This window comes from Rhodococcus sp. no. 34 (assembly GCF_054589475.1).
Map to the genome: position 1 here is coordinate 318,887 of NZ_BAAILK010000026.1, position 18,646 is coordinate 337,532.

Genomic DNA, 18,646 nt, shown 5'->3' on the forward strand with positions numbered 1-18,646 from the left:
CGTTCGTATCAGAAAAGGGGAATCGATGTCTGTCCGGAGTGGCACACAGGGCGCTCGTTTCAGCGCGCAAAACCGCATGCGCGCACTTCAGACGGACATCATGAACTTGATCCTCGAACGCAGGCTCTCCCCCGGCGACCCGATGCCCACCGAGGCCGAACTGTCCGAGGAATTGGGTATCGGCCGAAACACGCTCCGGGAGGCGCTCAAGGTTCTGCAGGCCTTGGGCGTCGTCGAGATCCGTCACGGCTTCGGAATGTTCGTCGCCCCTAGCAACTTCGACGCTCTCGCCGACGGCCTGACCTTCCGTGGCCGGTTGTCCTTGCAGGGCACCGGGCACGAGGCGATGGAACTGGTCGACATTCGTCAGGCACTCGAGACCGGACTGATCGGTGCGGCGATGGCCGAGATGACGTCGGCCGACCACGCCGACCTCGACGAACTCGTCACCGGCATGGAGGTCCGTGCCGCTGCCGGGAAGAACTTCTCCGACATCGATGCGACCTTCCACTCCCGCCTGTACTCCCCTCTCGACAACCAGGTCCTCGGTCAGTTGATGGACGTCTTCTGGCAGGTGTACAGCGAGATACAGCAGGCCATCGGGCATTCGGATACGCCACTGATCGACATCGCGTCGAAGCACCGTGCGATTCTCGATGCGATCCGTACGGGTGATGCAGTCGAGGCGGCGCACACTCTCGATGTGCACTTCGGTGGCCTGCGCGAGCGGATCGCCAGTCTCCATGCGTCCGAAGCGCAGTAATTTCGAAACACGTGATTTTGCTCCGCTGGCTCACCATCGCGCCCGTTCTTCCGGCAAAATTACGGGTATGAAGAACCCGAACCTGACGCCTTCGCGCGTTCTCGCAGTTGTCCTCGCTGCCGCCCTGGTCATTTTCGTGATCGCACGCCGCCGCGACGACGGCGCCCTCAGCCGCGGAGAATGGTTGTCGGACACCGTCGGACCGGACGACCTCGCCGGCTGAAACGACGTGTGCCCTCGGCCGAAACTCGGCCGAGGGCACACGCACGTGTCATCTACTACTTCATCGAATCCAGTCGGGTTCGCGCGTCCTCGAACCCGGATACCAGCTCTGCCATGACCTCGGCGACCGGGCGGATCTCGTTCATCCGTCCCACGATCTGACCGACGGGCATTGCCACAACTTCCGGGTTCTCCGATGCAGCGATTCTCTGATGAGCGTCGCTGACCAGAAGGTTCTGCAGCGGCATCGGCAAGGGCGCCGGTGCTCCCGGGTTCGACCAGGCTTCCGTCCACTTGGTCTTGAGCAACCGAGCGGGCTTACCCGAGTAGATGCGCGAACGAACGGTGTCGGCCGACGTCGCGCCCAACAGTGCACGCTGAATAGCGGACGGGCCCTCGCCCGATGCACTGCCGAGTTTGTATTCGGACGTGGTGAGCCAGTACGAGCCCATCCACACTCCGGACGCACCGAGTGCAAGTGCGGCAGCCACCTGACGGCCGCTGCCGATACCCCCGGCAGCCAGCACAGCAGCTGAATCACCCAGTGCATCAACGATTTCCGGAACGAGAACCATCGACGCAATTTCGCCGGTGTGACCGCCTGCCTCGTAGCCCTGCGCGATCACGATGTCGACACCGTTCTCGACGTGACGACGCGCATGCTCGACGGCGCCGGCCAGCGCTGCTACCGGTACGCCCTTCTCGTGCGCCTGATCGATGACGTCCTTCGGCGGTGATCCCAGTGCATTCGCAATCAACGCAATCCGGTGTCCCAGAGCAACATCGACGTGTGACCGCGCCACCGAGTGAAGCCATCCCAGTACGCCGGTCGCATGCTCGACGTCGTCGGAAAGCGGCGGCACACCGAGCTCGTCGAGCGTGCGGTTGACGAAGGCGCGGTGCTCCTCCGGAATCAGCTTGTCGAGATCGACGGCGCCGCCCTCGGTCGGCACCTTGGCCGGCATGACGATGTCGACGCCGTACGGCTTACCGTCGGTGTTCTCGTCCATCCACGTCAGTGTGGCTTCAAGCTCTTCCGGGTCGTTGAACCGGACGCAACCGAGCACGCCCAGACCTCCCGCGCGGGTGATCGCGGCCGCGACGTGCTCGGAAGGAGTGAATCCGAAAATCGGGTATTCGATGCCGAACTTGTCGGCGAGATCCGAACGCATCAGGCTTCCACGCTTTCGTTTGCGGACGCCACAGGAGCGCCGTTTCCGTTGTGATCATCAGCCTCGCGCGATTCCGTTTCGGCCTTCGCCCAGCGGTAGTCGGGCTTGCCTGCCGGGTTGCGCTTGATCTGGTCCACGAACCACACGCTGCGCGGAACCTTGTATCCGGCAATCTCTTTGCGTGCTGCGGTGGCGATGTCGTGCAGCGTCGGCGACGCGCCTTCGCGTACCTGGACCACTGCGGCAACGCGCTGACCGAAGCGCTCGTCGGGGATACCGACCACCAGCACGTCGAAGATGTCCGGGTGCGCCTTCAAAGCGCCCTCGACCTCTTCCGGGTACACCTTCTCGCCGCCGCTGTTGATCGACACCGAACCGCGGCCGAGCATCGTGACCGTGCCGTCGGCTTCGACCTGCGCATAGTCGCCGGGGATCGAGTAGCGAACGCCGTTGATGGTGCGGAAGGTTTCGGCCGTCTTGACCTCGTCCTTGTAGTAGCCGAGCGGGATGTTGCCCTTGCGAGCGAGCATGCCGCGCTTGCCCGATCCGGGTTCGACCTCGTTGCCGTCGTCGTCGAGAACCGTTGTGGAGGCGTCGATCTTGACCGTCGGACCGCCAGTGTGCTTCTGGCCCTTGCTCAGCACGGCGAGTCCACCGAAGCCGGTCTCGGATGCTCCGATGGAGTCCGTCAGCAGGCGGTTGGGCAACAGTTCGAGGAACTGCTCCTGGATACTCGGCGAGAAGAGTGCAGCACTGCTGGCCATCACGTAGAGCGTCGAAAGATCGTACGGCTCACCGGTCTCCGGGTTTCCGGCGATGAGTGCGTCGAGCATCGGACGGCCCATCGCGTCACCCGTGATGAAGATCAGGTTGACCTTGTGCTTGTCGATGTTCTGCCACACCTCGTGGGCGTCGAATTCCGGGTGCATCAAACAGGTTCCGCCGCCGAAGAGGCTGTGGAATACCGCCGACTGCGAACCGCCGTGAATCATCGGGGGGATCGGGTAGCGGATCATGCTCGGGTTGGCGGCGCCGACCTTCGCCATCTCGTACTCGTCCTCGACCGGAACTCCGGTGACGAAGTTGATGCCTCCGCCGAGAACACGCCACCAGTCCTCGTGACGCCACATGACGCCCTTGGGACTTCCGGTGGTGCCGCCGGTGTAGAGCATGAAGATGTCGTCGTTGCTGCGCTCTTCGAAATCACGCTCACCCGAACTCTGCGCGAGTGCGTCCTCGTAGCCGATGCCGAAAGCACTGAAGTCCAGATCGGTGCCGTCCTCGACCACGATGACGGACTTGACCTTGGGAGTGTTCGGCAGGACGTTCGCGACCTTGTCCGAGTAGCGGCGCTCGTGAATGAGCGCAACCATGTCGGAGTTGTCGAAGATGTACTGCAACTCGTTCTCGACGTACCGGTAGTTGATGTTGACCATCACGGCCCGGATCTTGAAAACCGCGACCATGGCCTCGATCGCCTCGATGACGTTCCGGCAGTAGATGCCGACCTTGTCACCCGGCTGAACGCCATGTTCACGCAGGTAGTGGCCGAGGCGGTTTGCTCGGTCCTCCAACTGTGCATAAGTCATCTCGCGGTTGTCCGAGACCAGCGCAACGCGGTCCGGAACGAGGTCGATTGCGTGCTCTACGAAGTCTGCGATGTTAAGGGCCACGAGTTCAAAGTAGAACGTGTTACCGTTTCTGGCAAGACCCAATTTGAGAGCCAGCTCACAGACCCGCCAGGAGCCATCAGTGTCCACTTCGACGACCGAAAAATCAGACATTTCGGAAACCGCGCCGCATTGCCTCGTGGAGAAGCGTGGCCACGTTCTCATCGTGACCATGAATCGCCCCGAGCGTAAGAACGCCATCACCGGCGAGATGATGGCGATCATGGTCGACGCCTGGGATCAGGTCGACAACGACCCCGAAATCCGTGTCGCCATCCTCACCGGTGCGGGCGGCGACTTCTGCGCCGGCGCCGACCTCAAGAACATGTCCGCCAAGCCGCCGGGAGATTCCTTCGCGGGCGGTGGCGTCGACATGTCCAAGATCGAAGGCCTCCTCAAGGGCCGTCGGTTGACCAAGCCGCTGATCGCTGCGGTCGAGGGTGCAGCCATCGCCGGCGGAACCGAAATCCTGCAGGGCACCGACATCCGCGTCGCGGGTGAGAGCGCCAAGTTCGGCGTCTCCGAAGCCAAGTGGGGGCTCTTCCCGCTCGGCGGTTCCGCAGTGCGTCTGGTGCGACAGATTCCGTACACGATCGCGGCGGACATCCTGCTCACAGGTCGTCACATCAAGGCTCCGGAGGCCAAGGAGATCGGGCTCATCGGCCACGTGGTCCCGGACGGCCAGGCCCTCGACAAGGCGCTGGAGCTCGCGGACCTGATCAGTGCCAACGGCCCTCTCGCCGTTCAGGCGATTCTCAAGACCATCCGCGACACCGAGGGCATGCATGAGGAAGAGGCCTTCCAGATCGACGCACAGCTGGGCATGAAGGTGTTCATGAGCGCCGACGCCAAGGAGGGCCCGCGGGCTTTCGGTGAGAAGCGGGCGCCCCAGTTCAAGGGTGTCTGACCCACCCCTGTCTGACCCACCCCTGTCTGAGCCACCCCTGTCTGAGCCACCCCCGTCTGACCGACCCGCGCCTGAGCCCCCTTTCCCGTCCGCTCTCGGTCCCACCCACCCCCTTTTCGAGCGAACGTACCTTTCGGCGCCTTCAGTGCGCCGAAAGGCACTTTCGCTCAGCCGGTTTCGTCCAATTTCACCCATCTCGACCTCGCGAACACCTGCGGCCGGGGACGTGACTGCGCCAATCTGTAGTGCGCACGCAGGTCCTCGATCACGCGATCAGGGTCCGTTCGCAGTGCACTGGGCACCGTCGGCAACACGATGATTCCCGCATTCTGCATACGCGTCCGACGCTCCACCGTGCGCTTGTAGTCCGTCGGCGCGGCATGCCATTCCAAGGAGTCGATGTCCCACGCGAAGGCAACCGAATCGATCCATCCGTCCGGAACTGCGATGAAGTCCCCGTTGGCATCCCGGATCTCATGGTTGAACAACATTTCCGGCAGCCCGCTCCGCTGCCACAATTTTCGCGCGTGAACCTCCGGAACCGAGTGGACGTTCGCGTTCACTTCGCGCAACACGACCCGAGGTAGCGCGGAACCCCGACTGCTACCCGCTTCGAGTTCCTTCGCAAGTTCGCGCACCGAGACATCGCCGCGCTGAACAGCCTCAGCGATGAGTGCCCGTGTGGGATCGAGCGCCTTGTACCGCCTCGCAGCGTCGAGTAACGCTCGCGGCAGCGGAGCACAGCGCAGACCGTTCCGAATCTCCGGCTCGGGCAGTCGAACAGTGCGCTCCACCGTGACGAACCCAACCGATTGAACTCGACGATCGATGGGGATGAGCACCTGCACATCCCCCGAGTGCGTTCGATATCCGTACTCCGACATGGCTGATCGCCCGGTCAGCAGGGAATCGTCACCGCTCAACATGAGCGCAGCGATCGAGCGTTGACGTGGCGTCGGTTGACCGTTTCTGAGCAGAATGACCCCCGGCAATATGCGCTGCCACGGTCCACCTACCCGACACCGGGTGTGCACTGCGGAGTTGGACACGCCCAATCGCGCCAACTCCGCCGTTCGGATCACTCCGCTTCGACTGACGCGGTAAATCGCGTCCAGATCATCGCCCCACGTTCCTCGCCGCATGGTTGCAGCATGACTCGAGCATCAGCGCGGGCCCCGGCGGCGAACTGGGGTTTCGGTGCGCCTGTGGATAACTTTGGGCGAGCGAAAGGTACGTTCAGCGCCTCAGATGCGCTGAACGTGCCGTTCGCTCGAAAAAAGGGGGTACCGCTCGAAAATGGGGGGGGGTGCCCCGCTCAACCACCCACCGCGGCCGCGAGCTCTCGCACATGGTCGGCGTCGCGGCAGGTCACCAGCAGCATCGTGACTCCGGCTTCCTCCCAACGCTTCACGTCTGCGCGCACCTCGTCGACGTTGCCGATGATCATGGTCTCGGTGACCATCTCGTCGGGGACGACGGCAGCAGCTTCGTCCTTGCGGCCCGACATGAAGAGGCGACCGATCTCGTCGACCTCCTTCTCGTAGCCCATCCGCTTGTAGACCTGCGCGTGAAAGTTCAACTCCGGGGCGCCCATTCCGCCGACGTAGAGGGCGGTCATCGGCTTGAGAGCGGCGATGGCAGCGGCGCGATCGTCAGTCACGATGACCTGGCACGTGGCGGCCACCTCGAAGTCTTCGCGACTGCGACGGGCCCCGGCGCGCGCGAACCCTTCGTCGAGCCACTTGTTGTACATCGGGGCCAGGCGCGGGGTGTAGTAGATCGCCAGCCAGCCGTCGGCGATTTCACCGGCGAGCGCGACGTTCTTCGGCCCTTCGGCGCCGAGCCAGATCGGGATGTCCGCACGCAGCGGGTGCGTAATGGGCTTGAGCGGCTTGCCAAGTCCCGAACTACCCGGTCCCGCATACGGCAGAGGGTAGTGGGGACCGGGACTGGTGACGGGCGCTTCACGGGCGAGGACCTGGCGCACGATCGAGACGTATTCGCGGGTGCGCGCGAGCGGCTTCTCGAACGGCTGGCCGTACCAACCTTCGACGACCTGCGGTCCGGATACGCCGAGCCCGAGGATCGTTCGCCCACCGTTGAGGTGATCGAGAGTGAGCGCGTGCATGGCACAGCTGGTCGGTGTTCGCGCCGAAATCTGTACGACGGAGGTGCCGAGACGGACGTTCTCGGTGCGCGATCCCCACCAGGCGAGCGGGGTGAAAGCGTCCGAGCCCCACGACTCCGCCGCGAAGACCGCGTCGAATCCCGCGCCTTCCGCGGCCTCGATCAGTTCCGGGGCGTTTGCCGGCGGCTGTGCGCCCCAGTATCCGAGTTGCAACCCAAGCTTCATCGCAGGCCTCCACATTGCCGGTGATCAGAAGTGACTCTTGCCACAATCTCTAGAACCTGTTCTACTCGATCTTGTGACCATCGGAAAGAGCGGGGTGGCCGACAAGCCCCTGAGCGCACCATTGAATCTCCATTTCGACTACACCAGATCGACGGGACCGACCATCGGCGCGTTCGTGACTGCCCTGCGTGATCGCAAGGTGATCGGCGCACGCGGGTCGAACGGTCGTGTCTTCGTGCCGCCGCCGGAATTCGATCCGGACACGGCCGAGCCACTGACCGACTTCGTCGGAGTCTCCGACGGCGGAACGGTCGTGAGTTGGACGTGGATGCCCGAACCCATCGAGGGTCAACCACTGACGAAGCCTTTCGCGTGGGCCCTGATCAAGCTCGACGGCGCGGACACGTCCATGCTCCACGCGGTCGACGTCGACTCCCCCGACGACATCAGCACCGGCCTGCGGGTCCGTGCTCGCTGGGCGTCGGAGCGGATCGGGCAGATCAAGGACATCGAGTGCTTCGAACCAGGTGAGAGCGAAAATGGAATCGCGACAGTCGATTCCATCGCCGATCCTGTCACCATGATCACGACGCCTGTCGACCTGCACTTCATGCATTCCGCTTCGGCCGAGGAGAGTTTCTACCTCCGCGGTCTCGCAGAAGGCAAGCTCATCGGTGGTCGCAGCGGACCCGAAGACAAGATCTACATCCCACCGCGCGGCGCCAATCCCACCAACGGGAAGCCGACGAGCGAGCAGATCGAACTGCCGGACAAGGGAATTGTCACCACCTTCTGCATCGTCAACGTCCCGTTCCTCGGGCAGCGAATCAAACCGCCCTACGTGGCCGCCTACGTGCTTCTCGACGGGGCTGACATTCCGTTCCTGCACTTGATTCTCGAATGTGATGCCGCGGACGTACGGATGGGCATGCGCGTCGAAGCCAAGTGGAAGCCTCGCGAAGAGTGGGGTTACACCCTCGAGAACATCGAATACTTCCGGCCGACAGGTGAACCCGACGCCGAGTACTCCACCTTCCAACACCACCTGTGAGGCTCCTGAAATGACTTCTGCAGACATCGCAGTCGTGGGCTTTGCTCAGGCACCCCACGTCCGCGAAACCAACGGCACCACCAACGGCGTCGAGATGCTCGTCCCGTGCTTCCAGCAGCTCTACAGCGATCTGGGAATCACCAAGTCAGACATCGGCTTCTGGTGCTCCGGATCTTCCGACTACCTGGCCGGACGAGCGTTCTCCTTCATCTCGGCCATCGACTCCATCGGAGCGGTCCCGCCGATCAACGAATCTCACGTCGAGATGGACGCTGCGTGGGCCTTCTACGAAGCGTGGATCAAGATCTTGACCGGTGAGGTCGAGACCGCGCTGGTGTACGGATTCGGCAAGTCCTCCGCCGGGCACCTGCGCAAGATCCTGTCCATGCAGCTCGATCCGTACCTCGTCACTCCGCTGTGGCCGGACTCCGTCTCGATCGCCGGACTTCAAGCCCGACTCGGACTCGACGCGGGTAAGTGGACACAAGAGGACATGGCGGAGGTTGCCGCTCGTAGCCGTCGTCACGCGCTGAGCAATCCGAAGGCTCAGCTCGCAGGTGAGGTCGACATCGAGGCCCTACTCGCCAGCCCGTTCCTCGCGGATCCGTTGCGCGCACACGATTGTGCGCCCATCACCGACGGCGCGGCAGCAATCGTCCTGGCCTCGGGTAACCGCGCCCGCGATCTCTGCGAGCGGCCGGCGTGGATCACCGGACTCGAGCATCGCATCGACTCCCCCAACCTGGGTGCACGTGACCTGACCACCTCACCGTCTACTACGTCGGCAGCCAAGGCGGCAACGGGCGGCGAGGTCGGCAACATCGACGTCGCCGAACTGCACGCACCGTTCACTCACCAGGAATTGATCTTGAAGGAAGCGATCGGCCTGACCGACGCCACCACGATCAACCCGTCCGGCGGTCCGCTCAGCGGCAACCCACTGTTCGCCGGTGGTCTGGAACGAATCGGCCACGCCGCCAAGGCAATCTTTGACGGCCAGGCGAATCGCGCTCTGGCCCATGCAACAAGCGGCCCTGTGCTGCAGCAGAATCTGGTAGCAGTCTTGGAGGGACGGAACTGATGGCCGGAACGCCTCAACTCGCGGCCGTGCTCGGCACCGGCCAAACTCACTACGTCGCAAAGCGTCACGATGTCTCGATGGCGGGCTTGGTCCGTGAAGCCATCGACGCCGCGATGCTCGACGCCAACGTCGGCTGGGACGACATCGACGCCGTCGTCATCGGAAAGGCCCCCGATTTGTTCGAGGGTTCGATGATGCCCGAACTCGCCATGTCGGATGCTTTGGGCGCAAACGGAAAGCCGTTGCTGCGTGTTCACACTGCCGGATCGGTGGGCGGTTCGACGGCTATCGTCGCCTCCAGCCTGGTCAAATCCGGTGTCCACAAGCGGGTTCTGACGGTTTCCTGGGAGAAGCAGTCCGAGTCGAACGCCATGTGGGCGCTGTCCGTACCGGTTCCGTTCAACATGCCGGTCGGCGCCGGTGCCGGTGGATACTTCGCGCCGCACGTCCGTTCGTACATTCGTCGATCGGGCGCACCGGAGCACATCGGCTACCTCGTCGCTGTGAAGGATCGACTCAACGGCAGCCTCAATCCGTATGCGCACTTGCGGCAGCCGGACATCACTCTCGAATCGGTACAGGCATCTCAGATGCTCTGGGATCCGATCCGCTACGACGAGACCTGCCCGTCCTCGGACGGCGCGTGCGCTCTGGTGATCGGCAACGAGGAAGCGGCCGCACAGGTCGAGGCCGAGGGTCGTTCGGTCGCGTGGATCCACGCGACGGCCATGCGCACCGAGCCGACCTTCTATGCCGGACGCGATCAGGTCAATCCGCAGGCCGGCCGTGATGCCGCGGCCGCGCTGTGGAAGTCCGCGGGAATCACCGATCCGCTGAACGAGATCGACTGCGCCGAAATCTATGTCCCGTTCTCGTGGTTCGAGCCGATGTGGCTCGAGAACCTCGGCTTCGCGGAGGAAGGCCAGGGCTGGAAGCTGACCGAGGCAGGTGAAACCGCGATCGGCGGCAAGCTCCCGGTCAATGCCTCGGGCGGTGTTCTCTCCTCCAACCCGATCGGCGCCTCGGGCATGATCCGTTTCGCCGAGTCGGCGATGCAGGTCATGCACCGCGCCGGCGATCACCAGGTGGCCGACGCGCGCAAGGCTCTCGGCCATGCCTACGGCGGTGGCTCGCAGTACTTCTCGATGTGGGTCGTCGGCTCCGAACGTCCCACCACGTAAGCAGCAGCACACACGCCGATCAGGAAGAGGCCGAAGATGAAGTACACCGTCGGGGTTGCCATGAACCCCTTGGACCAGTTAGCCGGTATCGCCAAAACTGCCGAGGAATGCGGCTTTTCGTCGATCGCTCTCCCCGATTCACTGTTCTTCATGGAAACACAGGCGGCGGATTACCCGTACACCCCGGACGGGTCTCGGATGTGGAATGCCGAGACCCCCTGGGTCGATCCGCTCATCGCCGCGGCTGCAATGGGCGCGGTGACCGAGAAGATCGAGTTCTACACCCAGGTGCTCAAGCTGGGTAGCCGCAATCCCGTCCTGCTCGCGCGACAGGTCGGTTCCGTGGCGGCATTGACGAACAACCGTTTCGGCTTCGGCGTCGGAATCGGCTGGGCTCCGGAAGAGTTCGAGTGGTGCGGCGCTCCGTACAAGCGTCGGGGCGCACGTGTGGACGAGATGATCGACGTCCTCAAACTGATCCTCGGCGGCGGCATGGTCGAGTATCACGGTGATTTCTTCGATTTCGATCGCCTGCAGATGAGCCCGGCACCCACCAAGCCGGTTCCGTTCTACGTCGGCGGCCACACCGAGGTCGCACTCAAGCGTGCTGCACGAGTCGGCGACGGTTGGACCTCGGCGATGATCAAGTTCGACGACCTGGTGGGTGTGATCGCACGACTACGCGAACTGCGCGCCGAGTACGGCCGCGAGAACGAGCCGTTCGAAATCCAGACGGTGTGCATCGACCGTTTCGGCAAGGACGGTTACGCAGAGCTCGAAGATGCCGGCGTCACGGACATCATCACCGTGCCTTGGGTTTTCGACGGAATCGGATTCGATGCCCCACTGGAGGCAAAGCAGGATTCGATGCGCAAATTCGCCGAGCAGTACATCAACTGAGGAGCCGCGATGACCGACGAACACCCCGCCCGCGTCGCGGGCAACGCTTCGCGCGCCGCAGCGAGTGGCAAGAACAAGGAAGCCTGGCTGGACCTCTTCGCCGAGGACGGTTGGGTGGAAGATCCGGTCGGGCCTTCGGGCTTCGATCCCGAAGGCAAAGGCCATCACGGGCGCGAAGCGATCTCCAAGTTCTACGACATGACGATCGCGAACGCGGACAAGCTCGAATTTCTGATCGACGATTCACTGGTGTGCGGCAACGAGAACGTCAACATCGGCAAGATCCGGACCACCATCGGCGGCTCGATCATCGACGCCGAGGGCGTGTTCGTCTATCGCGTGAACGACGACGGCAAGATCGCGTCGCTTCGAGCATTCTGGGAAGTGAACCGTGCGATGAAGACGGCACGCAAAGCCTGAGAACCCACAGTACGAGCGCGGCCCCGGTCATCGACCGGGGCCGCGCTCGTCGTATTCGAATCAGCCTGTCGTACTTGCACCGAGAACCTCGAAATGGTTTCCTGGTTCCCAACGTCGCGTGTCGATGACGGACTGCGTCAGGCATGGAGGCGTCGTACCGCAAGGGGTCACTCATGACCATTTCGTTCAATCACACCATCATCGCCGCAAAAGACCGACAAGAGTCTGCGTGGTTCTTCACTCACATGTTCGGTCTTCCAGGCCCAGTCGAAGCCGGCTACTTTCTCGGCGTTGAACTCGAGCACGGCGTGACACTGGACTTCGCACAGGTGGAAGAGGGCGCCGAGGTTGCGTCTCAGCACTACGCTTTCCTCGTCTCCGAAGATGACTTCGACGGCATCTACCAGCGGATACAGGCGTTGAAACTTGATCACTGGGCCGATCCGCGCCAGTCGAGTACCGGCTTCAACACCAACGACGGTGGGCGTGGGGTCTACTTCCTCGACCCGTCGGGACATTTCCTGGAAGCGATCACCAAACCATACGGCGGCTGAATTAGAGATCGAACTACAAACGGCGGCGCCTACGGGAGATGAGGGATCCCGCAGACGCCGCCGCAGTTCCAGGTTGCCAACAAGTGGCTCCCCGGAACGTCTACTGTAGTTCTGCGTGTTCGAGAGTGCAGAGGCAACTCCCGAAAACCTACACAGAACCTACTCGCCGGTTACCAGGTCAGTATATGTCCGGATCAGTGTTTGACCGGGCAGCCCGATGTCTTGTAATCAACCTGAAACTCTTTGATGCCGTTGAGCCAGCCCGAGCGCAGGCGACGGGGATCGCCGAGCCTGGTGATGTCGGGTAGGTGATCGGCGATCGCATTGAAGATCAGATCGATTTCGAGACGAGCCAAGTTGGCGCCGATGCAGAAGTGCGCACCCGTGCCGCCGAATCCGAGGTGCGGGTTGGGGTCACGCATGATGTCGAACTTCGTCGGGTTCTCGAAGACGTCCTCGTCGAAGTTGGCCGACGCGTACATCATCACGACGCGATCGCCCTTCTTGATCTTCTGTCCGCCGAGTTCGGTGTCTTCGAGCGCGGTCCGCTGGAAAGAGGTCACCGGGGTGGCCCAACGAACGATCTCGTCGGCCGCAGTCTTCGGGCGTTCCTTCTTGTACAGCTCCCACTGGTCGGGATTGTCGAGGAAGGCAACCATGCCGTGTGTGATGGCATTGCGAGTGGTCTCGTTACCCGCGACCGCAAGCAGAATCACGAAGAAGCCGAATTCCTCTGGGGAGAGCTCATTTCCGTCGATGTCAGCTTCGATGAGCTTGGTGACGATGTCATCGGCGGGACACTTCTTGCGCTGATCCGCCATCTGGTACGCGTATCCCAGAATCTCCATCGACGCTGCCTGCGGGTCGATGTCGAACTCGGGATCGTCGTAGGACGTCATCTGGTTGGACCAGTCGAAGAGCTTCATTCGATCTTCCTGCGGCACACCGAGAAGCTCGGCGATTGCCTGCAGCGGAAGTTCGGACGCGACCTGAACCACGAAGTCACCGGCACCACCGGCAGCCGCGGTCGTGACGATCTTTTCGGCGCGCTCGGTCAGTTCCTCGCGCAGGCTGTTGATGGCTCGCGGGGTGAATCCACGCGAAACCAGCTTGCGAAGCTTGGTGTGCTCCGGAGCGTCCTTGTTGATGAGGATGAATCGCTGCATCTCGACGTTCTCGCGCGGGATGTCGTCGGCGAAGCGAGGAATCGCAGTGTTCTCGTGGGTCGAGAAGATGTCGCTTCGCTGCGAGACTTCCTTGACCTCTTCATGACGGGTGACCACCCAGAAGCCCTCGTCCTGGAATCCACCGATTTCCGGGGGCTGCGGATTCCACCACACGGGGGCCGTCTTCCGGAGTTCGGCGAACTCCTCGAACGGCATGCGTTCCGCGTAGATGTCGGGGTCCGTGAAGTCGATTCCCTCGGGGAATGCGGGCTGTGCCACTGATGTCTCCTGCCCTAAGCCTTTTCATCACAGGGGTGATGGGGATCCGTGATGTGTAACACGTTCTACTCTCATTGAAACACAAGCCTGCTTACTAGGAAAGGAAACGTCGGCAGGTCTTGCTTCCCGCAGAGAACCTGTTCTACTTTTTCATTACAAGGAAAGGAGCCCGCTGTGGGCACACCAGTAATCGTCGAGGCTGTCCGTACACCGATCGGCAAGCGCGGAGGTTGGCTCGCCGGTCTGCACGCCGCCGAGATCCTCGGAGCTGCACAAAAGGGAGTTCTCGACCGGTCGGGAATCGACCCGTTGCTGATCGAGCAGGTGATCGGCGGCTGCGTCACCCAGGCCGGCGCTCAGTCCAACAACATCACGCGCACGGCCTGGCTGCACGCCGGACTTCCGTGGCAGACCGGCGCAACCACCGTGGACTGCCAGTGCGGTTCGGCCCAGCAGGCGAACCATCTGATCGCCGGTCTGATCGCCACCGGCGCCATCGACGCCGGTATCGCCTGCGGCATCGAAGCCATGAGCCAGGTTCCCCTCGGCGCCAACGTCGGCGATCAGGCCGGACCGCGCCGACCCGCGACGTGGGACATCGACATGCCCAACCAGTTCGAAGCTGCAGAACGCATCGCGCGTCGACGCGGACTGACCCGCGACGACGTCGAAGCCCTCGGCGTCCGCTCGCAGGCGCTGGCCAAGCAGGCTTGGGAGGAAGGACGGTTCGACCGCGAGGTTCTCGAACTCTCGGCACCCCAGGTCGACAAGGAAGGAAACCTCACGGGCGAGACCAAGGTCGTCAATCGCGATCAGGGCCTGCGCGATACGACGGCGGAGTCCCTTGCCCGACTGAAGCCCGTCCTCGAAGGCGGGATTCACACGGCCGGAACGTCTTCCCAGATCTCCGACGGCGCGGCCGCAGTCCTGCTCATGGACGAGGACAAGGCTCGCGCGCTCGGATTGAAGCCGCGCGCCCGCATCATCGCCCAGGCGCTGGTCGGCTCGGAACCGGAATTCCACCTCGACGGACCGGTGCAGGCAACCAGTCGCGTCTTGGAGAAGAGCGGAATGAAGATCGGCGACCTCGATCTGTTCGAGATCAACGAAGCATTCGCATCCGTCGCACTGTCCTGGGCTCAGGTTCACGAACCTGACTTCGACAACGTCAATGTCAACGGCGGCGCGCTCGCTCTCGGCCATCCGGTCGGCAGCACGGGATCTCGCCTGATCACCACCGCACTGCACGAACTCGAGCGTCGCAACGGCTCGACTGCTCTGATCACGATGTGCGCCGGCGGCGCACTGGCCACCGGAACCATCATCGAGCGTATCTGAGATGACTACTCCCCCAGCCAAACCCAAGGGACTCGACGCTCCGGCGACGGTCAAGATCATCAAGTGGATGTCGAAGGCGAACGTCGCGATGTATCGCGCCACCGACGGGCGGCTGGGTAGCAAGTGGCGGGTCGGCAGCGCGTTCCCTCGCGGGCTGCCGATCTGCCTGCTGACCACCACCGGTCGCAAATCCGGCGAGGAGCGGATCAGTCCGTTGCTGTTCCTCGAGGACGGCGAGAACGTGATTCTGGTGGCGTCGCAAGGCGGTCTTCCGAAGAACCCGATGTGGTACCTCAACATCAAGTCAGACCCGGTGGTGACGTTGCAGATCAAGTCTCGGATCCGCTCGATGAAAGCCCGCGTCGCGGCCGAGGACGAGCGCGCTCGGCTGTGGCCGATGTTGAGGGCGATGTATCCGGATTTCGACAACTATCAGGCCTGGACCGACCGGGTCATTCCCGTCATCGTGTGCGAGCCACTGAAGAGTTAAACGAACTGTTTACAACAAAACGTTTACATTGACCCGGGTTCGTGCCACCCTGGGTTCATGACCGATGACCAGTTCAGACCGATCGATTCCGGCCGCGAACGCGCACATCGCGAGTACGCCGGACTCTTTCGAATCAGCGAGCGCCACGGCGCGACCCCAAGCCAGCGCGCGCGGCAATCTCATCCGGAGATGCTCGAGCCCTACGGCGCGGTGCGCGTCGTGGCTCGTCTTGCGGGTGGCACCGACACACCGCAGCCGAACGAACCCGAGGTCGACGATGCCGACGTCATGGCCGCGTTGACTCTGATCCCCAAGGCCCGAGCCGAAATGGAACAGCTGGAAGCACTGTTCCTCGGGATTGCCCGCGAACGGGGCATGACCTGGCAGGACATCGCTTTCGGACTGGGACTCGGAAGCACTCAAGCCGCCCGCCAGCGTTACGAACGGCTCGTTCGCCGCACCGGAGGCTGAACGCGTGCCATAACCGGCGAGTTGGAGCACTATTGACTCGTACGGTCCGCACGGCGTTTCGACAGAGCCTCGAACACAGCAAGGAGTCGCATATATGACGACGCATATTCAAGATCAAATCCTGGACCGACGCGAGATCACCTCAGCCCTCGTGCGTGCGCTGGAGCGTCGCCACGAGGTGCTGGACGCAGTGGTCGACAGCAAGGACCACCAGGAGGCACTGACCACCGTCGCGGAACTCCTCGGCACGTCGGAAGCAAATGCCGAAGCAGTTCTGAGCCTCAAGTTCAGCGCACTGACCAAGGCAGCGCGCGATCGCATCCAGGGCGAGCTGGAGAATCTCGACGCCACTCTCGAATGGACGACGCTCGATCGTCCCGCGAGCAGCGGGCAGAACTTCACCCTGCGTCCGTTCAGCGACAGCGCAGAAGACAAGGCACTGTTCACGATTCGCTCGGCCGAGCAGCTCGGCGAAGACGGCAAGCCGTGGAGCGAGGATCGGATCGAAGCCGAGCGCGTCGGCGGTCTCGGTCGGATCGACGACGAGAGCGCTGCCTGGTTCGTCGCCGAGGACGTTTCCGGCGACGGCCCGAAGAGCGTCGGCCTGGTATTCGGCGAACTCGACGGCCAAGAGGTGAACGTGGCGATCTGGATCGCGCCGGAATCTCGCAAGAAGGGCTACGGCACCGCCTGCGTGAAGCATTCGCGGCGCGAACTCGCAGCTGAGTTCCCCGGCACCGTGTTGGTGGTTCGGGCGCCCGCGTAGGCGGCACGCCGCCTGTGAGTGGTTGAGGAGTTCCTGCACTCCTTAACCACTCACAGGGCCGGAGGCCCTACGCCCCGTACACCGGCGTCGGAATCTCCGCCTTCTCCAACAGCGTTGCCACGACGGGCCCGATCTCCTTCGGGTCCCAGCGATCTCCCTTGTCCTCGCTCGGGCCGTGACGCCAGCCCTCCGCGACGGTGATCTTTCCGCCCTCTACCTCGAACACCCGGCCCGTGACGTCCTTGGACTCGGCGCTACCGAGCCAGACGACCAGCGGCGAGATGTTCTCGGGAGCCATGGCGTCGAAGCCCTCTTCCGGAGCTGCCATCGCTTCTGCCATCGCCCCGCCCGCGCCGACAGTCATGCGTGTGCGCGCAGCAGGCGCGATCGCGTTGACACTGACTCCGTAATTCTTGAGCTCGGCGGCGGCCTGGATGGTCATCTCGGCGATGCCGGCCTTGGCCGCGGCGTAGTTGCCCTGGCCGATCGAACCCTGCAGTCCTGCACCCGAACTGGTGTTGATGATGCGAGCGTCGACGGTCTTGCCTGCCTTGGCCTCGGCGCGCCAGTAGGCAGCAGCGTGACGGAGCGGCGCGAAGTGCCCCTTGAGGTGCACGCGAATCACCGCGTCCCACTCGCCTTCGCTCATGCCGACCAGCATGCGGTCCCGCAGGAAGCCTGCGTTGTTCACGAGTACGTCCAGGCCACCGAAGGTGTCGATCGCGGTCTTGATCAGATTCTCGGCGCCCGCCCAGTCGGCGACGTCGTCTCCGTTGACCACTGCTTGGCCACCGGCGGCGATGATCTCCGCGACAACCTGCTCGGCCGGACTCTCACCGGTCGCGGAACCGTCGGCACCCGCACCGATGTCGTTGACGACGACCTTGGCGCCCTCGGCAGCAAATGCCAATGCATGCGCACGTCCGATACCGCGGCCAGCCCCGGTGATGATGACTACGCGTCCGTCGACCAATCCACTCATATTTGTCTCCTAATGCACTCTGCTCGGGCTTGTCGGCTCCGCTTGTGTGCTAACTTACCAAGCAATCGCTTGGTTTGGTACACAGACGTAAGGAATCCCGATATGGGCATCAGCACCTCCTCCGACGGAACCGGCATCACCACGGTCACCATCGACTACGCGCCGGTCAATGCAATCCCGTCCAAGGGATGGTTCGAGCTTGCCGACGCCATCCTCGACGCGGGCAAGGATCTCAACACTCACGTGGTGATCCTGCGAGCCGAGGGACGCGGATTCAACGCCGGCGTCGACATCAAGGAGATGCAGGCCACCGAGGGATTCGACGCGCTGGTCGCCGCCAACCGCGGTTGCGCCGCGGCCTTCGCGGCCGTCTACGACTGTGCTGTACCCGTCGTCGTGGCCGTCAACGGATTCTGTGTCGGCGGCGGCATCGGACTCGTCGGCAACGCGGACGTGATCGTCGCTTCCGACGACGCGATCTTCTCCCTCCCCGAGGTCGACCGCGGCGCACTCGGCGCTGCCACACACCTCTCGAGGCTGGTGCCACAGCACATGATGCGCACGCTCTACTACACCGCACAGAGCGTCGACGCGCACACACTCAAGCAGTTCGGCAGCGTCTACGACGTGGTCCCGCGCGAGAAGCTCGACGAGTGCGCTCGCGAGATCGCCGCGAAGATCGCCGCCAAGGACACCCGCATCATCCGGTGCGCCAAGGAAGCCATCAACGGCATCGACCCGGTCGACGTCAAGGGCAGCTACCGCCTCGAGCAGGGCTACACCTTCGAACTCAACCTCCTCGGCGTGTCCGACGAACACCGCGACGAGTTCGTCGCCACCGGCAAGCCGCGCGAGAACGCAACCCAGAAGGAAGGCTGAG

At 63.1% G+C, this 18,646-nt stretch carries 20 protein-coding genes; 14 read left to right on the top strand and 6 right to left on the bottom strand.

The window, feature by feature from the left end; genetic code table 11:
* Positions 1-25 precede the first annotated feature (25 nt).
* Positions 26-763, top strand: coding sequence for a FadR/GntR family transcriptional regulator (locus tag ACYP01_RS10525; RefSeq protein ID WP_050655749.1), 738 nt, complete (start codon positions 26-28; stop codon positions 761-763).
* 67 nt (positions 764-830) lie between these two features.
* Positions 831-986, top strand: coding sequence for a hypothetical protein (locus ACYP01_RS10530; RefSeq protein ID WP_003945810.1), 156 nt, complete (start codon positions 831-833; stop codon positions 984-986).
* 55 nt (positions 987-1,041) lie between these two features.
* Here ACYP01_RS10530 and ACYP01_RS10535 read toward each other — a convergent pair whose 3' ends face one another.
* Complete coding sequence (locus tag ACYP01_RS10535) at positions 1,042-2,157, bottom strand: NAD(P)H-dependent flavin oxidoreductase (protein WP_192711949.1); 1,116 nt, start codon at positions 2,155-2,157, stop codon at positions 1,042-1,044.
* On the bottom strand, positions 2,157-3,830 hold the full coding sequence (locus tag ACYP01_RS10540; RefSeq protein WP_192711948.1) for an acyl-CoA synthetase: 1,674 nt from the start codon (positions 3,828-3,830) through the stop codon (positions 2,157-2,159). Before ACYP01_RS10540 ends, ACYP01_RS10535 begins: the two co-directional genes overlap by 1 nt.
* A 79-nt stretch (positions 3,831-3,909) precedes the next feature.
* On the opposite strand from ACYP01_RS10540, the gene ACYP01_RS10545 reads away from it, so the two are divergent.
* Positions 3,910-4,734: a crotonase/enoyl-CoA hydratase family protein gene (locus tag ACYP01_RS10545; protein WP_007734275.1), complete on the top strand. Its 825-nt coding sequence runs from the start codon at positions 3,910-3,912 to the stop codon at positions 4,732-4,734.
* A gap of 167 nt (positions 4,735-4,901) precedes the next feature.
* On the opposite strand, the gene ACYP01_RS10550 is transcribed toward ACYP01_RS10545, so the two are convergent.
* The gene (locus ACYP01_RS10550) at positions 4,902-5,876 is read right to left on the bottom strand and encodes a hypothetical protein (protein WP_042920440.1); all 975 of its coding nucleotides are present in this window, start codon (positions 5,874-5,876) and stop codon (positions 4,902-4,904) included.
* A 173-nt stretch (positions 5,877-6,049) separates the two neighbouring features.
* On the bottom strand, positions 6,050-7,087 hold the full coding sequence (locus ACYP01_RS10555) for an LLM class F420-dependent oxidoreductase (protein ID WP_019746980.1): 1,038 nt from the start codon (positions 7,085-7,087) through the stop codon (positions 6,050-6,052).
* A gap of 73 nt (positions 7,088-7,160) precedes the next feature.
* On the opposite strand from ACYP01_RS10555, the gene ACYP01_RS10560 reads away from it, so the two are divergent.
* The 6 genes from ACYP01_RS10560 to ACYP01_RS10585 all read left to right on the top strand — a co-directional run bounded on the left by ACYP01_RS10560 (position 7,161) and on the right by ACYP01_RS10585 (position 12,274).
* A complete protein-coding gene (locus ACYP01_RS10560) occupies positions 7,161-8,138 on the top strand; it encodes a Zn-ribbon domain-containing OB-fold protein (RefSeq protein ID WP_058039196.1) in 978 nt (325 codons plus the stop codon).
* 10 nt (positions 8,139-8,148) lie between these two features.
* Complete coding sequence (locus tag ACYP01_RS10565; RefSeq protein WP_003945801.1) at positions 8,149-9,219, top strand: thiolase domain-containing protein; 1,071 nt, start codon at positions 8,149-8,151, stop codon at positions 9,217-9,219.
* Positions 9,219-10,400, top strand: coding sequence for a thiolase domain-containing protein (locus ACYP01_RS10570; protein ID WP_007734272.1), 1,182 nt, complete (start codon positions 9,219-9,221; stop codon positions 10,398-10,400). The genes ACYP01_RS10565 and ACYP01_RS10570 overlap by 1 nt, the downstream gene beginning before the upstream one ends.
* A gap of 36 nt (positions 10,401-10,436) precedes the next feature.
* On the top strand, positions 10,437-11,300 hold the full coding sequence (locus tag ACYP01_RS10575) for a TIGR03619 family F420-dependent LLM class oxidoreductase (RefSeq protein WP_003945527.1): 864 nt from the start codon (positions 10,437-10,439) through the stop codon (positions 11,298-11,300).
* 9 nt (positions 11,301-11,309) lie between these two features.
* Positions 11,310-11,720, top strand: a complete 411-nt coding sequence (locus ACYP01_RS10580; protein WP_003945431.1) for a nuclear transport factor 2 family protein — start codon at positions 11,310-11,312, stop codon at positions 11,718-11,720.
* A 173-nt stretch (positions 11,721-11,893) separates the two neighbouring features.
* The gene (locus ACYP01_RS10585) at positions 11,894-12,274 is read left to right on the top strand and encodes a VOC family protein (protein WP_020906296.1); all 381 of its coding nucleotides are present in this window, start codon (positions 11,894-11,896) and stop codon (positions 12,272-12,274) included.
* A gap of 194 nt (positions 12,275-12,468) precedes the next feature.
* Here ACYP01_RS10585 and ACYP01_RS10590 read toward each other — a convergent pair whose 3' ends face one another.
* Positions 12,469-13,719: a cytochrome P450 gene (locus ACYP01_RS10590; RefSeq protein WP_211921484.1), complete on the bottom strand. Its 1,251-nt coding sequence runs from the start codon at positions 13,717-13,719 to the stop codon at positions 12,469-12,471.
* A gap of 174 nt (positions 13,720-13,893) precedes the next feature.
* Between ACYP01_RS10590 and ACYP01_RS10595 the strand changes: the two genes are divergently transcribed.
* The 4 genes from ACYP01_RS10595 to ACYP01_RS10610 all read left to right on the top strand — a co-directional run bounded on the left by ACYP01_RS10595 (position 13,894) and on the right by ACYP01_RS10610 (position 16,784).
* Complete coding sequence (locus tag ACYP01_RS10595) at positions 13,894-15,057, top strand: steroid 3-ketoacyl-CoA thiolase (protein ID WP_003945509.1); 1,164 nt, start codon at positions 13,894-13,896, stop codon at positions 15,055-15,057.
* 1 nt (position 15,058) lies between these two features.
* Positions 15,059-15,547, top strand: a complete 489-nt coding sequence (locus ACYP01_RS10600) for a nitroreductase family deazaflavin-dependent oxidoreductase (protein WP_459679857.1) — start codon at positions 15,059-15,061, stop codon at positions 15,545-15,547.
* A 57-nt stretch (positions 15,548-15,604) separates the two neighbouring features.
* Positions 15,605-16,018, top strand: coding sequence for a hypothetical protein (locus ACYP01_RS10605; RefSeq protein WP_007734258.1), 414 nt, complete (start codon positions 15,605-15,607; stop codon positions 16,016-16,018).
* 94 nt (positions 16,019-16,112) lie between these two features.
* Positions 16,113-16,784 (top strand): GNAT family N-acetyltransferase, encoded by a 672-nt coding sequence (locus tag ACYP01_RS10610; RefSeq protein ID WP_003945460.1) that lies wholly within the window; start codon positions 16,113-16,115, stop codon positions 16,782-16,784.
* Positions 16,785-16,851: 67 nt separating this feature from the next.
* Here the strand turns inward: ACYP01_RS10610 and ACYP01_RS10615 are convergent, their stop codons facing one another.
* Positions 16,852-17,766, bottom strand: a complete 915-nt coding sequence (locus ACYP01_RS10615) for an SDR family oxidoreductase (protein ID WP_003945561.1) — start codon at positions 17,764-17,766, stop codon at positions 16,852-16,854.
* 102 nt (positions 17,767-17,868) lie between these two features.
* On the opposite strand from ACYP01_RS10615, the gene echA20 reads away from it, so the two are divergent.
* On the top strand, positions 17,869-18,645 hold the full coding sequence (gene echA20 / locus ACYP01_RS10620; RefSeq protein WP_003945611.1) for a (7aS)-7a-methyl-1,5-dioxo-2,3,5,6,7,7a-hexahydro-1H-indene-carboxyl-CoA hydrolase: 777 nt from the start codon (positions 17,869-17,871) through the stop codon (positions 18,643-18,645).
* The last annotated feature ends 1 nt before the right edge of the window (position 18,646 follow it).

What these genes read in the sequence shown, in the direction of transcription:
- ACYP01_RS10530 (WP_003945810.1), top strand. Translation starts at nt 831, where the DNA reads ATGAAGAACCCGAACCTGACGCCTTCGCGCGTTCTCGCAGTTGTCCTC.
- ACYP01_RS10550 (WP_042920440.1), bottom strand. Translation starts at nt 5,876, where the DNA reads ATGCGGCGAGGAACGTGGGGCGATGATCTGGACGCGATTTACCGCGTC.
- ACYP01_RS10600 (WP_459679857.1), top strand. Translation starts at nt 15,059, where the DNA reads ATGACTACTCCCCCAGCCAAACCCAAGGGACTCGACGCTCCGGCGACG.
- ACYP01_RS10605 (WP_007734258.1), top strand. Translation starts at nt 15,605, where the DNA reads ATGACCGATGACCAGTTCAGACCGATCGATTCCGGCCGCGAACGCGCA.
- ACYP01_RS10535 (WP_192711949.1), bottom strand. Translation starts at nt 2,157, where the DNA reads ATGCGTTCGGATCTCGCCGACAAGTTCGGCATCGAATACCCGATTTTC.
- ACYP01_RS10555 (WP_019746980.1), bottom strand. Translation starts at nt 7,087, where the DNA reads ATGAAGCTTGGGTTGCAACTCGGATACTGGGGCGCACAGCCGCCGGCA.
- ACYP01_RS10610 (WP_003945460.1), top strand. Translation starts at nt 16,113, where the DNA reads ATGACGACGCATATTCAAGATCAAATCCTGGACCGACGCGAGATCACC.
- ACYP01_RS10570 (WP_007734272.1), top strand. Translation starts at nt 9,219, where the DNA reads ATGGCCGGAACGCCTCAACTCGCGGCCGTGCTCGGCACCGGCCAAACT.
- ACYP01_RS10565 (WP_003945801.1), top strand. Translation starts at nt 8,149, where the DNA reads ATGACTTCTGCAGACATCGCAGTCGTGGGCTTTGCTCAGGCACCCCAC.
- ACYP01_RS10525 (WP_050655749.1), top strand. Translation starts at nt 26, where the DNA reads ATGTCTGTCCGGAGTGGCACACAGGGCGCTCGTTTCAGCGCGCAAAAC.
- echA20 (WP_003945611.1), top strand. Translation starts at nt 17,869, where the DNA reads ATGGGCATCAGCACCTCCTCCGACGGAACCGGCATCACCACGGTCACC.
- ACYP01_RS10580 (WP_003945431.1), top strand. Translation starts at nt 11,310, where the DNA reads ATGACCGACGAACACCCCGCCCGCGTCGCGGGCAACGCTTCGCGCGCC.
- ACYP01_RS10585 (WP_020906296.1), top strand. Translation starts at nt 11,894, where the DNA reads ATGACCATTTCGTTCAATCACACCATCATCGCCGCAAAAGACCGACAA.
- ACYP01_RS10575 (WP_003945527.1), top strand. Translation starts at nt 10,437, where the DNA reads ATGAAGTACACCGTCGGGGTTGCCATGAACCCCTTGGACCAGTTAGCC.
- ACYP01_RS10615 (WP_003945561.1), bottom strand. Translation starts at nt 17,766, where the DNA reads ATGAGTGGATTGGTCGACGGACGCGTAGTCATCATCACCGGGGCTGGC.